This window comes from Bradyrhizobium sp. Leo114 (assembly GCF_055229415.2).
This window is the reverse complement of the sequence record NZ_JBUYEN020000034.1, coordinates 33,526-50,746: the sequence shown is the minus strand read 5'-3', so window position 1 is coordinate 50,746 and position 17,221 is coordinate 33,526. Positions and strand designations below refer to the sequence as shown.

Annotated in this window: 15 protein-coding genes and 1 pseudogene; 8 read left to right on the top strand and 8 right to left on the bottom strand. The window is 61.1% G+C overall.

The features are described 5' to 3' along the window. Positions 1 to 138: 138 nt before the first annotated feature. Together ACZIRK_RS32215 and ACZIRK_RS32210 are read right to left on the bottom strand one after the other, a co-directional pair. Positions 139 to 882 (bottom strand): C13 family peptidase, encoded by a 744-nt coding sequence (locus ACZIRK_RS32215; RefSeq protein ID WP_245474734.1) that lies wholly within the window; start codon positions 880 to 882, stop codon positions 139 to 141. Between the two features lie 21 nt (positions 883 to 903). Beyond that, complete coding sequence (locus tag ACZIRK_RS32210) at positions 904 to 1,260, bottom strand: Mth938-like domain-containing protein (RefSeq protein WP_130226126.1); 357 nt, start codon at positions 1,258 to 1,260, stop codon at positions 904 to 906. A gap of 472 nt (positions 1,261 to 1,732) precedes the next feature. On the opposite strand from ACZIRK_RS32210, the gene ACZIRK_RS32205 reads away from it, so the two are divergent. From ACZIRK_RS32205 to ACZIRK_RS32195, 3 genes are read left to right on the top strand one after another with little or no spacing between them, the layout of a single operon-like run. Then, on the top strand, positions 1,733 to 2,185 hold the full coding sequence (locus ACZIRK_RS32205; protein WP_130226127.1) for a (2Fe-2S)-binding protein: 453 nt from the start codon (positions 1,733 to 1,735) through the stop codon (positions 2,183 to 2,185). Position 2,186: 1 nt separating this feature from the next. Beyond that, positions 2,187 to 4,505, top strand: coding sequence for a xanthine dehydrogenase family protein molybdopterin-binding subunit (locus ACZIRK_RS32200; protein ID WP_474418824.1), 2,319 nt, complete (start codon positions 2,187 to 2,189; stop codon positions 4,503 to 4,505). 55 nt (positions 4,506 to 4,560) lie between these two features. Continuing rightward, on the top strand, positions 4,561 to 4,821 hold the full coding sequence (locus ACZIRK_RS32195; protein ID WP_130226129.1) for a hypothetical protein: 261 nt from the start codon (positions 4,561 to 4,563) through the stop codon (positions 4,819 to 4,821). A 187-nt stretch (positions 4,822 to 5,008) separates the two neighbouring features. Here ACZIRK_RS32195 and ACZIRK_RS32190 read toward each other — a convergent pair whose 3' ends face one another. The 3 genes from ACZIRK_RS32190 to ACZIRK_RS32180 all read right to left on the bottom strand — a co-directional run bounded on the left by ACZIRK_RS32190 (position 5,009) and on the right by ACZIRK_RS32180 (position 7,816). After that, entirely contained in the window at positions 5,009 to 6,736 is a 1,728-nt protein-coding gene (locus ACZIRK_RS32190; RefSeq protein ID WP_130226130.1) for a methanol/ethanol family PQQ-dependent dehydrogenase, read from the bottom strand. Between the two features lie 90 nt (positions 6,737 to 6,826). Beyond that, the gene (locus ACZIRK_RS32185; protein WP_130226159.1) at positions 6,827 to 7,417 is read right to left on the bottom strand and encodes a QcrA and Rieske domain-containing protein; all 591 of its coding nucleotides are present in this window, start codon (positions 7,415 to 7,417) and stop codon (positions 6,827 to 6,829) included. A 120-nt stretch (positions 7,418 to 7,537) separates the two neighbouring features. Further along, positions 7,538 to 7,816, bottom strand: a complete 279-nt coding sequence (locus tag ACZIRK_RS32180; protein ID WP_130226131.1) for a hypothetical protein — start codon at positions 7,814 to 7,816, stop codon at positions 7,538 to 7,540. 1,311 nt (positions 7,817 to 9,127) lie between these two features. Here ACZIRK_RS32180 and msrA point away from each other — a divergent pair. Together msrA and ACZIRK_RS32170 are read left to right on the top strand one after the other, a co-directional pair. Then, positions 9,128 to 9,673 carry a peptide-methionine (S)-S-oxide reductase MsrA gene (msrA, locus tag ACZIRK_RS32175; RefSeq protein WP_130226132.1) on the top strand — a complete coding sequence of 182 codons (546 nt, stop codon included), beginning with the start codon at positions 9,128 to 9,130 and terminating at the stop codon, positions 9,671 to 9,673. After that, positions 9,670 to 11,309 (top strand): annotated as a pseudogene (locus tag ACZIRK_RS32170) (acetolactate synthase large subunit). The gene msrA and the pseudogene ACZIRK_RS32170 overlap by 4 nt, the downstream one beginning before the upstream one ends. 64 nt (positions 11,310 to 11,373) lie before the next feature. Here ACZIRK_RS32170 and ACZIRK_RS32165 read toward each other — a convergent pair. Next, positions 11,374 to 11,520 carry a hypothetical protein gene (locus ACZIRK_RS32165; RefSeq protein ID WP_165435234.1) on the bottom strand — a complete coding sequence of 49 codons (147 nt, stop codon included), beginning with the start codon at positions 11,518 to 11,520 and terminating at the stop codon, positions 11,374 to 11,376. Positions 11,521 to 12,207: 687 nt separating this feature from the next. After that, positions 12,208 to 13,722, bottom strand: a complete 1,515-nt coding sequence (gene pdxR / locus ACZIRK_RS32160) for a MocR-like pyridoxine biosynthesis transcription factor PdxR (RefSeq protein WP_130226133.1) — start codon at positions 13,720 to 13,722, stop codon at positions 12,208 to 12,210. 77 nt (positions 13,723 to 13,799) lie between these two features. Between pdxR and ACZIRK_RS32155 the strand changes: the two genes are divergently transcribed. Together ACZIRK_RS32155 and ACZIRK_RS32150 are read left to right on the top strand one after the other, a co-directional pair. Beyond that, on the top strand, positions 13,800 to 14,420 hold the full coding sequence (locus tag ACZIRK_RS32155) for a CinA family protein (protein ID WP_474418823.1): 621 nt from the start codon (positions 13,800 to 13,802) through the stop codon (positions 14,418 to 14,420). Then, entirely contained in the window at positions 14,417 to 15,415 is a 999-nt protein-coding gene (locus tag ACZIRK_RS32150) for a CobW family GTP-binding protein (RefSeq protein ID WP_474418822.1), read from the top strand. The genes ACZIRK_RS32155 and ACZIRK_RS32150 overlap by 4 nt, the downstream gene beginning before the upstream one ends. Here ACZIRK_RS32150 and ACZIRK_RS32145 read toward each other — a convergent pair. Then, positions 15,378 to 16,304, bottom strand: coding sequence for a ribose-phosphate pyrophosphokinase (locus ACZIRK_RS32145; protein WP_130226135.1), 927 nt, complete (start codon positions 16,302 to 16,304; stop codon positions 15,378 to 15,380). The genes ACZIRK_RS32150 and ACZIRK_RS32145 overlap by 38 nt on opposite strands. Positions 16,305 to 16,487: 183 nt before the next feature. Between ACZIRK_RS32145 and ACZIRK_RS32140 the strand changes: the two genes are divergently transcribed. Continuing rightward, entirely contained in the window at positions 16,488 to 17,219 is a 732-nt protein-coding gene (locus tag ACZIRK_RS32140; RefSeq protein WP_474418821.1) for an orotidine 5'-phosphate decarboxylase / HUMPS family protein, read from the top strand. Positions 17,220 to 17,221: the final 2 nt, after the last annotated feature.

Here is a 17,221-nt window from a genome sequence, read left to right as displayed (position 1 = left end):
TTGACCAACGCCCGGCGGGCGGCTCGTCTGCGGGCACGGCGGATGCGCCGATCGAATGGGGGGCCATTCGCCTCTGTGATTCGACATACAGACGAGGTTTTCGGCAGCCCGGTGTCGGCTGCGAAGGCCGCCGGTCGCTCAAGGACGCGCAATGAGCAACGGCTGGACGTGTTGGCCGCCTGCCATGAGCGGATTCGACGGCTCGAAGTGCTCGCGCAGTTCCCGCTTCTTGACGAGCGAGCGCGCCACAACAAAGGCGTCCTCCAGGTGTCTAGCTTGCCGAAGCGCGACATTGAAAAAGGCGTTGCCGAAATACGTCCACTTGGCTTTGTCCCGGCAGCCGAACGATGGATGGTCTGCATCGGCCGCGGTGATGACCATCGTATCGGGGTTCGCGAGACGAGGGATAAAGACCCCGGAATAACAGGCCAAGATGACCACCACCTTGTATCGCATACCACTTCGCGCCAGCATGGCAGCGAGATTGGACGGCGTGAGCGTTTGCGTAAGCCGTCCCGCTTTGATTGCGAGCCCGTTGGGGGAGCCGTGCGAGGTGAGAATCAGGAACAAAACATCGTTCCCGGTGTCCATCCCCTTGGCCGCCGCCTGTAAGGACCTAGCCAAGCCTTCAATCGTTGCATCTCCGCCTTTCTTCGAATTGTATTGCACGTTGATCGGGCCGCTCCCGAAACGGCCCGCTATGACCTGTGCTGCGCCGAATGCCTCGTTTCTAAATACGGTCTGATCCCCGAAAAGGCCGAAGGACACCACGCTCACCTTGCGAGCATCCTCAAAGGCGTGCGCCGGCGAAACCGACAGCGCAATTGTCAAAACAAAGGAGATGAGCAGCGCGCCGAACCAGCTGATCCAACGTGGAAGCACAGCTTCACCAGGCCATTTCGTTCAACAGGTCACGTGAAAGAGCCCGATCCTCCTGGCATGCGACCGGTTGAACATCCGGATCGCCTCGGGTGTCGGCCTCAACAGCACCTCGCAGCCCTTCCTTTCGAAATAGGCTTCAGCTTCCCGTGACAGGTGCACGTTGCCCATTTGACCAGAACCAATGACGACCTGGTCGCACCCCTTCTCGAAGAGAAACTTTGCCTCGTCTTTTGAAAGCACGTGCGAGGTACCATAGAGCTTCTTTGATAGCTTCTTTTTCCGCTTCACAACTTCGCTGGAAAGACGAATGACCACGTCATGCTGATACGTCGTCCCGTCAATCGTAATCGCGCCGAATGTAGTGCTGTCAATCTTCATCGTGACCTCCTGATCAGAGTTCAGCTCCAATATGCAGCAGTGAGGCGCCTCGACCTCGGCATCATCTCCCTCAAGAGCGTTCCAATACGACACGTCGATCTTATAGCCGCATACAGCGCCTCGAAAAAATCCCGTCTCGTAGGGGCTACTGCGTAAGGGGCCTTGACCAAAAGCACGCCGTTCGAGCAGCCAGCCCTCGCCAAAACACAAAAGCAAACAAGGCGCTTGTGAATCATATTCGGTCGCGTTTTGTGTTAAGCTTCCAGGTGTCCATACCTTGAACAAAGCGAAACTATTAAAACAGGAGGATGGGCGCGACACACACAATCATCAGATCCTACGGTGCAGTCTGCGGTTTCTCAGCGAGGTCAGTTTTGCCTGAGACCGTGCAAGGGATCTCCTAAGAAAGGTTTTCTTGCTCGCCTCGAAGACACGCTCATGACGGCTCCTGTAGGAACAGGGAGAGACGATCATGATCAAGGTGAAGATTAATGGCCAGGAACAAAATTGGGATGGCGATCCCGATCTTCCGCTACTCTGGTTTATCCGTGATGAAGTGGGCCTGACCGGCACCAAGTTCGGCTGTGGCCAGGCGCTGTGCGGCTCATGCACCGTCATCGTCGACAAGCAGGCGGTGCGCGCCTGCATCACCTCCGTGTCCGACGTCGGTGGCCGCGAGGTCACCACCATAGAGGGCCTGCATCCGACCGGCGACCACCCGGTGCAGAAGGCCTGGCGACAGCTCAACGTGCCGCAATGCGGCTTTTGTCAGACCGGCCAGATCATGCAGGCGGCGGCGCTGTTGATGGACAATCCAAAGCCGTCGCACGACCAGATCCGCGAATCCCTATCCGGGAATATCTGTCGCTGCGGTTGCTACCAGCGGATCGAAAATGCAGTCCATCTCGCATCGACGGGGGTGTGACATGAATATCCTCATCAATCCCACCAAGCGTCGCGGCTTCGAGAAGCACATCAAGGTCGAGAACGTTTCGCGGCGCAGCATCCTCAAGGGCCTAGGCCTCGCCGGCGGCTTCGTGCTCGCCGCACCCGTGATGACGCGTACGGCCTTTGCATATGAGACCGGCGCCAGCCTGATGCCGCACGGTACTGTGGTCGATCCGCGCGTCTTCGTCTCGATCGCGTCAGATGGAATGGTCACCATCGTTGCGCACCGCTCCGAGATGGGAACCGGCGTGCGCACCAGCCTGCCCCTGATCGTCGCCGAAGAACTGGAGGCCGACTGGAAGCGCGTTCGCGTCCAGCAGGCGCATGGCGACGAGGTCAAGTTCGGCAACCAGGATACCGACGGCTCGCGTAGCACGCGGCATCATCTGATCCCGATGCGCCAGATCGGTGCTTCGGCCCGCACCATGCTCGAGCAGGCCGCCGCAAAACGTTGGGGCGTGCCGGCAGCCGAGGTAAAGGCCGTCAATCACGAAGTCGTCCACGGCGCGAGCGGACGCAAGCTCGGCTTTGGCGAATTGGCCGCAGATGCGGCCAAGGAGTCGGTGCCGAGCGTTGAAGGCCTGAAGCTCAAGAATCCCAAGGATTTTCGTTACCTGGGCAAGGGCGAGATCGGCATTGTCGATCTCCACGACATCACCACGGGTAAGGCTCAATACGGCGCCGACGTGCGGTTGCCCGGCATGAAATATGCCGTGATCGCCCGCCCGCCGGTGACTGGCGGCAAGGTGGCGTCGTTCGATGGCGCGGAGGCGATGAAGGTTTCCGGCGTCGAGAAGGTGATGGAAGTCAAAGGCTGGCCGTGGCCCTCGAAATTCCAGCCGCTCGGCGGGGTCGCCGTAATCGCACGCAACACGGGCGCCGCGATCAAAGGCCGCGACGCCCTGAAGATCACTTGGGAAGATGGCGCCAACGCCAAATACGATTCGGTCGCCTATCGGGCCGAGCTCGAGGACGCCGCGCGCAAGCCCGGCCTCGTCGTACGCAAGGAAGGTGACGCCGAAGCCGCGCTGAAAGGTGCCGACAAGGTGATCGTGGGCGAATACTATTTGCCCCACCTTGCCCATGTCGCCATGGAGACGCCGGTCGCGGTCGCCGACGTCAAGGGCGACAAGGCGGAGATCTGGGCTCCCGTGCAAAGCCCGGGCGGCACCCGCGAGGACATCGCCAAGACGCTCGACATCCCCCAAGAGAACGTGACCGTCAACGTCACGCTGCTCGGCGGGGGATTCGGGCGCAAGTCGAAGTGCGACTTCGCGCTCGAAGCCGTGCTGCTCTCGAAAGAGCTCGGCGCACCGGTCAAGGTGCAGTGGACCCGGGAGGACGATATCCGCAACGGTTTCCTGCACACCGCCTCGGTCGAGCGCATCGAGGCGGCCCTCGACAAGAGTGGTAAGGTGATCGCCTGGCGGCATCGCAGCGTCGCCCCAAGCATCGCCTCGACCTTTGCAGCCGGCACGGTGCACCAGGCGCCGTTCGAGCTCGGCATGGGGTTGGTCGACATGCCCTTCGAGATCGCCAACATCCAGTGCGAGAACCCGGAAGCGGCCGCGCACACCCGCATCGGCTGGTTCCGTTCGGTGTCCAACATCCCGCGCGCGTTCGCGGTTCAGTCGATGGTCGCCGAGATCGCGCAGGCCACCAACCGCGACCCGAAGGATATGCTGCTGGAGCTGATCGGTGCGCCGCGGACCCTCAACCTCACCTCGGTGAAAGACTTATGGAACTATGGCGAACCCTATGACAGCTATCCGATCGACACCGGACGGCTGCGCAAGGTGGTCGAGCTGGTCGCCGATAGGGGCGGCTGGGGACGCTCGATGCCCAAGGGCCACGGCCTTGGTATTGCGGCGCACCGCAGCTTCGTCAGCTATATCGCGACCATCGTTGAGGTTGCCATCGACGACAAGGGCAAGTTGACGGTGCCACGGGTCGACACCGCCATTGACTGCGGCACCTACGTCAATCCCGAGCGCATCCAGTCGCAGATCGAGGGCGCGGCGATCATGGGGATGAGCCTCGCCAAACATGGCGAGATCACCTTCACGAATGGCAGGGTGCAGCAGGGCAATTACGACGACTTCCCGGTGATCCGGATCGACGAATCCCCTGCAGTGACCAATGTCTATATCGTTCCGCCGGCCAGCCCCGATACGCCGCCGAGCGGTGTCGGCGAACCCGGCGTACCGCCCTTCGCGCCGGCCCTGATCAACGCGATCTTCGCCGCGACCGGCAAGCGCATCCGGGCGTTGCCGATCGGTAAGCAATTGGAGGCGTGAGGCGGAACGTAACTTCGCAACAGCCGTTTCATCGGTCTGAACAGGAGACGGACCGATGAAACAGATCTCAGCGGCGCTCGCGGTATCGCTACTGTCGGGCGCTTTTCTTTTGAGCGCGCAAGCTGCGAGCGCTCAGACGAACCCGCCGCCGGCCACTGCTACACGGCCGGCAAAGACGCCGAAGGATCAGACCTCTGTACCAAGCAATGCACCGAAAGCCACGCGAACCCAAACCACCGGCGAAGGCAGCCGCGATCCGACGGTGAAGGAAATGAACGTGAAGGAGAAAGGCAAGGTCGAACGGATGGGCAAGTAGTTTGGCCCATGACATTTGACCTTTTCGAGTGCAGTTCGGTTCCACTTTGCTCGAAACGCTTGAGCGCTTTGATCTGGAAAGGCGGGAGCCGATGAGAGCGGATGATGATTCGAAGAAAAGGCATCGCGCTGAAACAGCAGCGGCGGACCTTTCGGTCCGCCGCTTTTTTCCCTCCGTTCTCGCGCGGCTATTTCTTGACCGCGAACACCCAGACGACGCCGCCCTGGGGAACGTTGTTCTCCACGCCGATATTCTGGGTGGCCAAGGCATCCTGGATGCGTTGCGCATCGACGCCCCAGCCGGACTGGATCGCAATGTACTGCGTGCCGTCAACCTCATAGGAGACCGGCATGCCCATGATGCCGGAATTGGTCTTCTGCTCCCACAACAGTTCGCCGCTCTTGGCGTCGAAGGCGCGGAGGTAGCGGTCGTTGGTCCCGCCGACAAAGACGAGATCGCCAGCGGTCGCCAGCACCGAACCGAAAAGTTGCGATTTCGGGAAGGTGTGCGACCAGACCTTCTTGCCGGTGGCGGGGTCCCAGGCCTGCAATTCACCTATGTGTTTGGCGCCGGGACGGATCGTCAGACCGATGTCCTCCGGCTTGGTGCCAAGCCAGAGCTGGCCTGGAACCAGCGCCATCTTCTCGCCAGAGAAGCCGCCGCAGGTGTTCTCGAGGGCCGGCACATAGACATATTTCGTTTTCTGGCTGTAGGCCGCCGACGGCCAGTCCTTGCCGCCCCACAGTGACGGGCAGAACTCGACCCGCTTGCCAACCACCGGCTTGTGCGCGGGGTCGACAATCGGCTTACCGCTCTCGGGCTCAATGCCTTTCCAGACATCCGTGTAAACGTAGGGCCAGCCGGCTACGTAGCTGATCTTGTCCGGCTTGCGCTCCAGGATCCAGAAGATCGCGTTGCGTCCCGGATGGATCAGACTCTTGATAGATCGGCCATCCCTTTGCAGGTCGACCAGCATCGGCGCCTCGACCTCGTCCCAGTCCCAGGAGTCGTTCTGATGGTACTGGAAATGTGCCTTGATCTTGCCAGTCTCAGGATCGAGGCCGAGCACGGAGGTCGTATAGAGATTGTCACCGGGATGAGCGTCCCCGGGCCACGGCGCAGCATTACCAACACCCCAATAAATGGTCTTGGTGTCCTTGTCGTAGTTGCCGGTCATCCAGGCAGATCCACCGCCTGTCTTCCAATCGTCGCCCGTCCAAGTATCATGACCGGGTTCGCCGAGCCCAGGGATAGTGAAGGTCCGCCACAGCTCCTTACCGCTATTGGCGTCGTAAGCGGCGATATAGCCGCGGACGCCGAATTCACCGCCGGATCCGCCGACGATGACCTTGCCGTCGACAACCAGCGGCATCAGGGTCAAATACTGCCCCTTCTTGTAGTCCTGGACCTTGGTGTCCCAGACCACCTTGCCGGTCTTCGCATCGAGCGCGACCAGGTGATCGTCCGTCGTGGCGAGATAGAGCTTGTCCTGCCACAGGCCGACGCCGCGGTTGGTCGGATGCAACTGGAACAAATCTTCCGGAAGTTGCCGCTTATGGCGCCAATATTCTTCGCCGGTCTTGGCATCAAGCGCGATCACCTGGCCCATCGGCGTCGTGACAAACATCACGCCGTTGTTGACGATCGGCGGAGCCTCATGGCCTTCGATGACGCCGGTGGAGAAGGTCCATACCGGCGTCAGGCTCTTCACGTTCTGCGTGTTGATCTGCTCGAGCGGGCTGTAGCCCTGCCCATCATAAGTCCGCCGATACAGCATCCAGTTGCCGGGTTCGGGATTTTCAAGGCGGGCTTGCGTCACCGGACTGTAATTTTCGATCGGACCGGCGACAGCAGCGGTTGAGATAAGGGTTGTGAACGCAACACAACCCCACAATAGCCATTGCTTTCTGGTCATGGACGCGATCTCCCTGTGCTCTTGTCTTCCATCCCTACAGTGGGTGGTGCGATTATCTGGGGCACCGGAATCGAATGCGACCGCGCCCCATCACCCTGGCTGTTGAGCACCTATCTTTCCAACGAAGGTTGCAGCTATGGTGAGCGAGCCGTCGGCTATCGCCAACGGCAGTGCGGGCAAACGCCGGGGCGCAGGCCCGAACACGACTTGGGCGCGTTCCCGGGGATCGAACTCTGAGTTGTGACAAAAACATTTAAGAACGTCTTTGTCGCCCGTCTCGGACTTCAGCCAGCCCGTGACAGAACATCCCGCGTGAGTACAGATCGCCGAATAGGCAACGATGCCTTCAGCAGAGCGTGATCGGGTCTCCTCATCCATTTCGGCGAGATCAAGCCTCATGACGAGAATCTCGTTCAGGCGCGAGCCGTTGCGGATTACCGAAGTCTTGGGGTCCTTTGGCCAGGCGTGCAGCGGAGGGTCACCGAGCTTCAAATCATCGATCTTGATGACATCGCCGGCACGCTCGCCTTCGGAGACAACAAGGAGATCCCCTTTCTCCGGCCGGTCGCTGCTGCCGGGCTGATCTTCCTGCGCCACAGCGAACCTATTCGCCGCCAAGCACGCTCCGGTGGCGAGCGTCGTCAAGAGAAGCGAGCGTCGCGCTTGGTTCGGACACCGCATTGTCTTCTCCAGCTCCGCCTGAATTTCAGCCGCGCGCAACCTCCGCGCCCAACGGCAAAACGCTTGAACCAGCACGTGAGTGGACGCGGTCACATGCAGCCTTGCTAGCCTCTACGAGGCTCAGCGCGGCCTTTCACCGCTGCCAGCCGCTCCCGGCGAGGTGCCGGTGGCTGAGCCCGTTGTCGGTGGAGCAGTGTCAGTCTTCCCGGGAGCGTGGGGGGAAGCGCCCGGCTTTTCCTGCTCGCCGACATAGCCTGACTCGCCGGACTGTCGGGTCTTGGCACCCTTGTCGGCCTCCTCTTGCATCTGCGGGTTGGGTGCCGTCTGCTGCTGCGCCAGCGCCGGCAGGGCGATCATGGTTCCGCTCGCGACAAGCATCGCAACGATTGTGGTTCGCATGGAAGGTCCTCCCCATCGTAGCGTCACTTTGTACGAATACGAACGCGCCGGTTCGCGAAGGTTCCTAGTTCAACCTCATATTTTCAAGACAAGGGATGCGGCGCAGCCGCGCAGCTGTGAAATGCGGGACATGGAAGCAAACTCGCCGACTCGGCTTAATGTGATCCCAGCGCGTCGGAGACCTTAAGCCATTTGGCCGCGCCACTGTTTCGTTCCTCTCGCCGGGAGCGCCTGACGTCCTGCGCGACGCCAATTCACCGTTGAGCTGTTGCCACGGCGCGCCGACCCATCGCGGACGCCAGCATCCTCTCTTCGAGCCAAGCAATGGCGCAACCGGATCATCGGTGCCATGGAGGCTCTGCGAATACGGAACGCATTGCGAGCGTCGCCGCCGCCGACGGAGATGGCCCGGCGGCCGCGTTCAGATCAACCGAAGATGGCACAGAGGCTTGGGCGCAGCGGGCGCACGGGTGCACCAATTGCTGTAGCCGGAATCGTAGGTTCCTACGTTCTTAAATGAAAGACAGCTTGTACATCAATGGGAGTTGACTGACCCTCTCTTGCAGCACTACTTCTTGTTTGTATTCGGCTGTTCGAAGCGGCAGTAAATCAATGAACAGTGCGACAATGGTTGTTGCAGCTAGTTCTACCCCTAGTCAGCCCGCAAATTGTAGCTTCAGAACTTGCGGAAGGAAGTATTTTGACGAAGAAAATTAGCGCGCAACCCGGAGTCGCTGGTTGTCGGCGCGAAACAGAGACGAAAACCTCGGTTAGATCGCCACCTCCACTGAATGTCGGTATCGGTGCTTGCGCCTCCACGATTGGACCTGCGGCGATGTCATCGGTCGCGGGGCAGGGAGGAAAGGGCGGTCTTCTGTTTAGTCGTTGGTGGGATGACACTGTCTCTGATCGGTTCTAATTGGATATCGGTTGTTGGAGCTAGCTCAAACTTGCCCATGATGGATTGGAGCGAGAGTTCAATTTTTTCAATTAGTTAGAGGGCGGTATGTGCACGATGTGTGCACCGAGACATAAAAGAAAATCTAAAGACCGCCAACGAGAGCAGGCGTTCTAAACGCTCATTAGTGTCGGCGTGGGCTGTGAATGCCTCCGAGAGTGTTTGATCATGTTCCAAGGCGGACGAGATTAATCCGACTCCCAGTCGGAGGAATGAGCGCGTATCGAACGGCCGCTCTTGGGCGCAAAGCGGACATTCGTGGATCATTGCGCTTCCACATCGTTCGGCGTCATTATCCGTCCCCTGATAGAGTTTCGGGAATGACGCCCGCAGCGTATCCAGTGAGGACAGATATGACAGTTTCGACGGAACGCGCAGTCCTGGCCGGCGGCTGCTTCTGGGGTGTGCAGGATCTGCTACGCCGCTATCCCGGCGTGATTTCAACCAGGGTCGGCTACACGGGCGGCGAGGTGCCAAACGCGACCTATCGCAACCACGGCAATCACGCTGAGGCCATTGAGGTTACCTTCGATCCGCAGACCATCAGCTATCGCAGGGTGCTGGAGTTCTTTTTCCAGATCCATGATCCCTCGACGCTGAACCGCCAGGGCAACGACCTGGGCACCAGCTACCGGTCGGCCATCTTCTATACCAGCGACGCGCAGAAGCAGATCGCGGAAGACACCATCGCCGATGTCGATGCTTCCGGCCTTTGGCCGGGCAAGGTTGTCACCGAGGTGGCCCCTGCCGGACCGTTCTGGGAGGCCGAGCCCGAGCATCAAGATTATCTGGAGAAATATCCTGACGGCTACACCTGTCACTTCATTCGGCCAGAATGGACGTTGCCGCATCGGGCGGAGAAGGCTGCAACAGGCGCGAGCGGAGTTTCGGCCGCATGACAAAGGCCTCCGATTTGCTGGTGGCCGCTCTTGAGAACGAGGGCGTTCGGTACATCTTCGCCATTCCTGGCGAGGAGAATCTCGACGTGCTGGAATCGCTGCGCCGCTCGAAGATCAAGCTGGTGCTGACGCGGCACGAACAAGCTGCCGGCTTCATGGCGGCCACCTGCGGGCGTCTCACCGGGCGCGCGGGCGTCTGCCTGACGACGCTGGGTCCCGGTGCGCTCAATTTGACGACGGCTGCGGCCTACGCGCATTTGGGCGCGATGCCGATGGTCATGATCACAGGACAGAAGGCGATCCGGAGCAGCCGCCAGGCGCGCTTCCAAATCGTGGACATCGTCGCGACCATGCGGCCGCTTACCAAGATGGCGACGCAGATCGTCTCCGCGCAGAGTATTCCGACCCTGGTTCGCGACGCGTTCCGGGTCGCGCAGCAAGAGCGGCCGGGCCCCGTGCATCTCGAACTGCCCGAGGATATCGCGGCCGACGAAGCCGCGCCCGACATCATTCCCCCGCATGTCATCGAGCTTCCGGTCGCGCCTACGGCCGCCATCGATCGCGCCGCAGCGATGATCATGGGCGCCAGCAGGCCGCTCGTCATGCTCGGCGCCGCAGCGAGCCGCCCGCATCTCGCCGAGCCGCTGTCGGCGTTCGTGCGACGATGCGGAATTCCGTTCTTCAACACCCAGATGGGGAAGGCGCGGTCAATGCCGGCTCCAATCTCTATATGGGCACGGCCGCGCTGTCGGAGCGGGATTGGGTTCACGAGGCCGTCGACCAGGCCGACCTGATTATTTCGATCGGCCACGACACCGTCGAGAAGCCGCCCTTCCTGATGGGCCATGGCGGACCGCAGGTTATCCATGTCGGCGCCACGCCGCCGACGGTGGAACAGGTATACTTCCCGCAGGCGGAGATCGTCGGCGACGTCGGCGCGAGCCTCACGAGCCTGGCCGATCGCCTCGAAGGCAAGCTCCCCAATGGTCAGGCATTGCTGGGTTTGCGGGAAGGGATCCTTACCCGCCTCGCCGAGCGGGCGACGGAGGATCGGTTTCCTTTGACGCCGCAGCGCATCGTGCATGACGTCCGCCAGGTCATCCCGCCGGACGGCATCGTGGCCCTCGACAACGGCATGTACAAGATCTGGTTCGCCCGCAACTATCGCACCAGCGTCGCCAACACGCTGTTGCTCGACAACGCGCTTGCGACCATGGGGGCGGGTCTTCCTTCGGCGATCGCAGCGTCACTGATTTATCCGGACCGGCGCGTGCTCGCCGTCTGTGGCGATGGCGGCTTTATGATGAATTCGCAGGAGCTTGAGACGGCCGTGCGGTTCAAGTTGAATCTCGTCGTACTCGTGCTCGAGGATCGTGCCTACGGTATGATCCGATGGAAACAGGAAGCCGACGGATTTTCCGACTTCGGCCTCGACTTCGGCAATCCCGATTTCGTGGCCTATGCCAAGTCATATGGCGCCAAGGGCTCCCGCGTAAGCAAAGTCTCGGAGCTCTCGACGATGCTGGAAGCTGCTTTCAGCGAAGGCGGCGTGCATCTCGTCGTAGTGCCCCTCGATTACACCGAGAACATGCGCGTACTTGTCAACGAGTTACCCCCGCTAGTCGAGGCCAAGTGAAAAGCCCCCGCGTCGGTCTCGTGCGCGAAAGTTCACTCGCGCGCTTGTTGAAAATGCCGGTCGCCTAGCCACATTCAAACAGCGCGAGGACATCGACATCTTCAAGCCGCCAGACCTGGGTCCCGAGCGTCTGATACCAGACCGCCTCATCGCTCATGATGGCGGTCTCTTCCTGAATGTTGGCGCGTATAGTTGGTAGCAGTTGCGCCATTGATGCTTGGCCTGTGTGTACCGAAAACCTCATGCGAGTTGATGAGGTGACGAATCACCTAAGCTGGCGGAATGATCGGGCTTCTGTATTTCGTCCTGGCCGTCTTGGCCTCGCCATCAAGTCGAAGGTGAGGCTTGAGGCTGAGAACGCGGTGCTTCGACATCAGTTGATTGTTTTGCGGCGCAGGCTACCCGGCCGTGTCCAATTCGCGAACAGCGATCGCCGGTTCTTGATCCGGCTGTATCGCTGGTTCCCGGCTATCCTTCAGGTTCTTACCATCATCCGGCCCGAGACGGTCATCTGCTGGCACCGGTCTGGCTTTCGTTACTATTGGCGTTGGAAGTCACGATCTTTGGGAGGCCGGCCGCAGATCGCGGTGGGGCTGCGCGTTGATCCGGCAGATGAGCGTCGAGAACCCACTTTGGGGCGCGCCGCGCATCTATGGCGAACTTCTCAAGCTCGGGTTCGAGGTCGCTCAATCGACATCAGAACGCATCGGTCATTAAGGGCAGAAATCGAGCTGCGCATTGCGATTTCGAGCCCTCTCAAGGCCAAGATAGGGGTTCGATCCCCTACGGAGCGCCACCCGCATCTGTCGTGACTGGCGAACTTGGTCGTGAATTCGACTTTGCCGTTTGTCGGCCGAGTTCTGGCGGAGATATCGCGCAATCCAGACAGAAAGCGCGCCTAGATCGGTACAAGCGGTGTGCGGTGGCTCCGCGCGCCAGGCTGCAGCATGTCGTTGAGCGCCAGAACCTCCGCAAGGCGGTCGATCCCGGCACGGATCTGGTCTTCAGTGAGTGACGCGTAGCCGAGCAGAAGCCAGTTCGTCTCGAAGTGGTCCCCGTCGTATTCGTGGCCGCCGCCTGATTGCACGGTATAAACCCCGATATTGCGGGTACGGGCGACGGCCTTTATGCTGTGAGCCGGTACCAGTGAGGCCGGTAGGCGCCAAGCCACGTGTGTGCCAGCATCCGTGCCCATCAAATCGACATCGCCGAACCGTTCGCGCATCCGCGCGATCAGCGCATTGCGTCGCGCATAGTAATGCTGCTGGCAACGCCGCAGATGCCGCACGAACCCGCCGCCTTGCATGAAGCGCGCCAGGGCGGCCTGTTCCAGCCAGACCTGACCGTTGTCGAGCAGCGCCTTGGCGGTCGCGGCAGCGTGGACGAGATGTTCCGGAAATATCGCAAAGCCCGTGCGCAACCCGGCGCCGAGCGACTTCGAGAACGTACCGAGATAGATCACGTGATCCGGTGCGAGGGCCTTTGTTGCCGGGAGCGGAGCGCCGTCGTAGCGGAACTCGCTGTCGTAATCGTCCTCGATCACATGAGCACCGGTCTGCTGCGCCCAGCGAGCGATTGCGCGTCGACGCTCCAGCGACAGAGTCGCGCCCATTGGAAACTGGTGTGACGGCGTCAGGTAAGCGAGCTTTGCATTGGATGCAGCCACCTTTTGTGCATCTATGCCCGCGTGATCGATCGCGATCGGTAGCAGCCGCATGCGATAGCTTTCGAACAGATAGGCCGCGCCCTGATTGCACGGGTTCTCGACGGCGATCTCGTCGTCGGGAGACGCCAAAAGGCGCAACACCAAATTGAGCGCGAGCTGTGCGCCGGCGACGATCACGACCTGTTCGGGGCGCACGCGAATCCCGCGTGTCGCTCCGACGTGCTCGGCGATCTCGATGCGTAGAGGCATCAGTCCGCATGGATCGCCGTATTCGGTCAGGTTGTGTCCGGCCGCGGCGAGCGACTGCATCACCAGGCGCCGCCAGGTCTTCAGGGGAAAGGCGCGTGGGTCCGTTCGCTGGGTCCAGAAATCGATCGGAATATTCGAATTGTTGAGGATCGCGTGCTGCCGTCCGATGAAGACGGGAGCGGTGCGGGCGTCGGAACCTTCGGAGGAGAGATCGCTGGTCTTCTCCGCCGAGACCGAGCGATCCGGCAGGACATCGGTGACGAAAGTGCCGACCATCGGCTTGGCGACGAGGTAACCTTCGTTGATCAGGCGCTCGTAGCCGAAGATCACGGAGTTACGCGAGACCTTGAGCTGAGTGGCGAGCAGTCTCGACGACGGCACGGATGCGCCAGCGCGGAGCGTACCAGCCACGATCTGCTCGCGGATCCGCTGATAGATCTGTTCCTGCAAGCTCTCCGCGCCGTTGCGGTCGAGCGTGATCAGCACCTTAGTCCCCATTCATTGCGCCCGGCACAGCAAAGACCATAATCGGCCTTGCAGCAAGTTCAAGTTACGCAGCGCAGGTCCAGTTCGTGATGATCTTCTGGGACCACCCGCCGCCAGTCGTTGACTTCAAAGGCCACCGGCATTCATCGTTGGAAAAACCAACTACATGTGAGCCTGCAATGCCGATGAACCAGCAGTTTTTGAACGAGGGTCAGACGATTTTTCCTGCGGCGCTGCTCGACGCAGCGGCTGCGGCACTCGATGCCGCCAAACGAAAGGGCGTTCGCCTTGCCGCCGCTGAAACGGTCACTGCGGGTCTCGTCAGCTCCTGTCTGACGTCGGTCTCGGGCGCGTCGCAAATATTCGATCGGGGCTATGTCCTGTATCACGAGACTGCGAAGGCGACCGGCCTTGGGGTCGCGGAGGAGGTTTCGGCTCAGCACGGCGCTGTAAGCGCCGAGGTGACGCAGGGACTGGCCGAAGGCCTGTTGTCAAACTCTGGCGCGGCCGTCACTGTTGCCATCACCGGTTACGCGGGCCCTGGCGGAGGCAACGCGAGGAATCCGGTGGGTACAATCTACATCGCAGCGGCCCGCAAGGATGCGCCGATCATGGCGGAACGCCACGTATTTTCAGGAAGCCGTGACAACGTGCGGCTGTCGGCGGTCGCCGCCGCCATTTGCCTGCTCCAAAAGCAAATCGAGGCGTGAACCGCATCCCGCTGGTCCTGCTGACGGGCTTTCTCGGCTCGGGCAAGACGACGATGCTGAATGCGCTGCTCGCGAGCGAGGACTTCCGCGACACTGCGGTCGTGATCAACGAGGTCGGTGATGTCGGTCTCGACCATCTGCTGGTGGAGCAGGGCGCGGATACGGTCATGGTGCTCGAGGGCGGCTGCCTGTGCTGTCGCGCCAAGGGCAGGCTGGCGCCGACGCTGGAAGGCCTGCTACGGCGCAGCCGTGATGGGAGCCTCCCACCGTTCAAACGCATCGTCGTCGAGACCAGCGGGCTGTCGGATCCAGCAGCCGTGCTGGAGGGTTTGATTTCGGATGCCTTCTTCAACCATCGTATCTCGCTGGCCGGAATCGTCACCGTCGTTGACGGCCGTGCGTTTCTGCCTACGGTCGACAAGCACATCGAAGCGCGGATGCAGGTGGCGCTGGCGGACCGGCTATTGATTTCGAAGGCAGATATCGCGGATACCGACGATGTGACCGCCGTCCTGCAGGCGCTGACCTCAATCAATCCGCATGCAAGACAGTCGGTGATACACCCGCAGACAGTAACGATGGACATGTTCTGGCCGAATTCGCTGGATCTGCCGCGGTCGCTGATGAAGCCGTTGCGCCTGATGTGTTCGGCCGAGCCTGCGCCACTCGCGACTGCCTCGCTCGCGTTCGACGGCGCGATTGCGCCCGACGTGCTGGAGGCTTGGCTCGATCACACGATTGGTCTGTTGGGGTCGATGTTGTTGCGCATGAAGGCGATGCTGGATATCGAAGGCGCGCCCGGTCCGACGGTTCTGCACGTCGTGCAGGGATTGCTGCACCAGCCGACCGATCTTGAGGAATGGCCGGTCTTGGAGCAACGCAACAGGATCGTGCTGATCGGACGTGACGTCGAGGAGCAGATTCTCGTCGATGCCCTGGCGCGACTACAAGTGACGGTCAGGCAAACAGCGAGGATACCGAGCGTTCTTCACTGATCCGGAGTATCGCCTCGCCGATCAGCGGGGCGACCGAGACGTGGCGAAGCTTCGGGCGGTGTCGATTCGTTTCCTCGATGCTGTCTGTCACCGTCAACGACGTGAGACGCGAAGCCTCGATTCTATCCAGCGCGGCGCCAGACAGCACGCCGTGAGACGCATAGGCGCAGACGTTAGTCGCGCCGCGATCGAGCAGCGCATCGGCCGCATTGCACAGCGTGCCGCCGGAATCGACGATGTCGTCGATCAGGATGCAGGCCTTTCCTTCGACCTCGCCGATCACATTCATCACTTCGGAAACGCCGGCCTGTGGCCGGCGTTTGTCGATGATGGCGAGGGGGGCGCCAATCCGTTGCGCGAGCAGCCGGGCGCGCACGACGCCGCCGATGTCGGGTGAGACCACCACGGTATTGCCGGGGACGAAACGGTCGGCGATATCTCGCGCAAACAGAGGTGCGCCGAACAGATTGTCGGTCGGAATATCGAAGAAACCCTGAATCTGGCCGGCATGAAGATCAAGCGTCAGGATTCGATTGGCGCCAGCGATGGTGAGCAGATTCGCGATGAGTTTGGCCGAAATCGGGGTCCGCGGGCCGCTCTTCCGATCCTGCCTGGCATATCCGAAATACGGAATTACCGCGGTGATACGCCGCGCCGATCCGCGGCGCAATGCGTCGATGCAGATTAGCAGTTCCATCAGGTGATCGTTCGTCGGCGACGCGGTCGGCTGGACGACGAAAACGTCGGCGCCACGAACGTTCTCAAGCACCTCGACATAGATCTCAGCATCGGCGAAGCGCCGCACATCGGCCTTGACGGGAGATAGTTTGAGATAGTCGCAGATCCTAGTAGCAAGGGTTCGGTTGGCGTTGCAGGCGAGGATCATCATGAGATGTTGTCGTCTCCCGATCACCTTCACCCTATGTGTTCGAGACCGGCGATCTCAGCGCCAGTGGCTCCTCAACTCATGGAGCCAGCCTGCGCCCTGGTACCAAAAACAAGTCATGCGGCGGACCTTGGGGTCGGCGAGGCGGCGGCCTAGCGTCCTCCGACACGTCATCGAGAGGACCACATGGCAAAAATGTTGAAGGGCGAGATGGGCATCGTGCCCGCGCTCGACATCGATTCCCACGACCAACTCGAGCAGGTGGTGCGCGAAACCTCGAATCGCGAGGGTGTCGCCGGCTACAAGCTCGGCCTGACCTCCGTGATGCGTTTTGGACTGAAGGAATCGATGCGCCGGCTGCGCGATCTCACCGATCTGCCGATCCTCTACGACCATCAAAAGGCCGGTCCGGACATGCCGGACATGGCGACCAAGTACACCGCGATGTGCAAGGACGCCGATGTCGACGGGTTGATTCTGTTTCCCGTTGCCGGGCCGACCGCGGTCGATGGCTTCGTCGGCGCAGCGATCCGCGCAGGCATCGTGCCGGTGGTCGGCGGTGAAATCCCGGTGCCGGACTATGGCGTATCCGGCGGCGGCTACATGCTGGACGACGCGCTCGATCGCATCCTGGCGCGTGCTGTGACCAACAAGGCGAACCATTTTGTGTTGCCGGCGCACGACGTCATCAAGATCAAGCGCTGGTCGGAGTGGATCGCTGCGAACGTCCAGTCGCCCGTCGTGCTGCTGACCGGCTTCGGTGCGCTCGGTGGCAGCATCGAGACCTCTTTCGCAGCCGCGGCGGCTTGCCCGCGGCGTTTCGCCATCGTCGGCCGTCTGATCACCGGCGCCAAGGCGCCGGGCGACGCAGCTGCACGGATGTTCGAGCAGATGCAGGCCACGAAGGCGCTGGCCTGAAA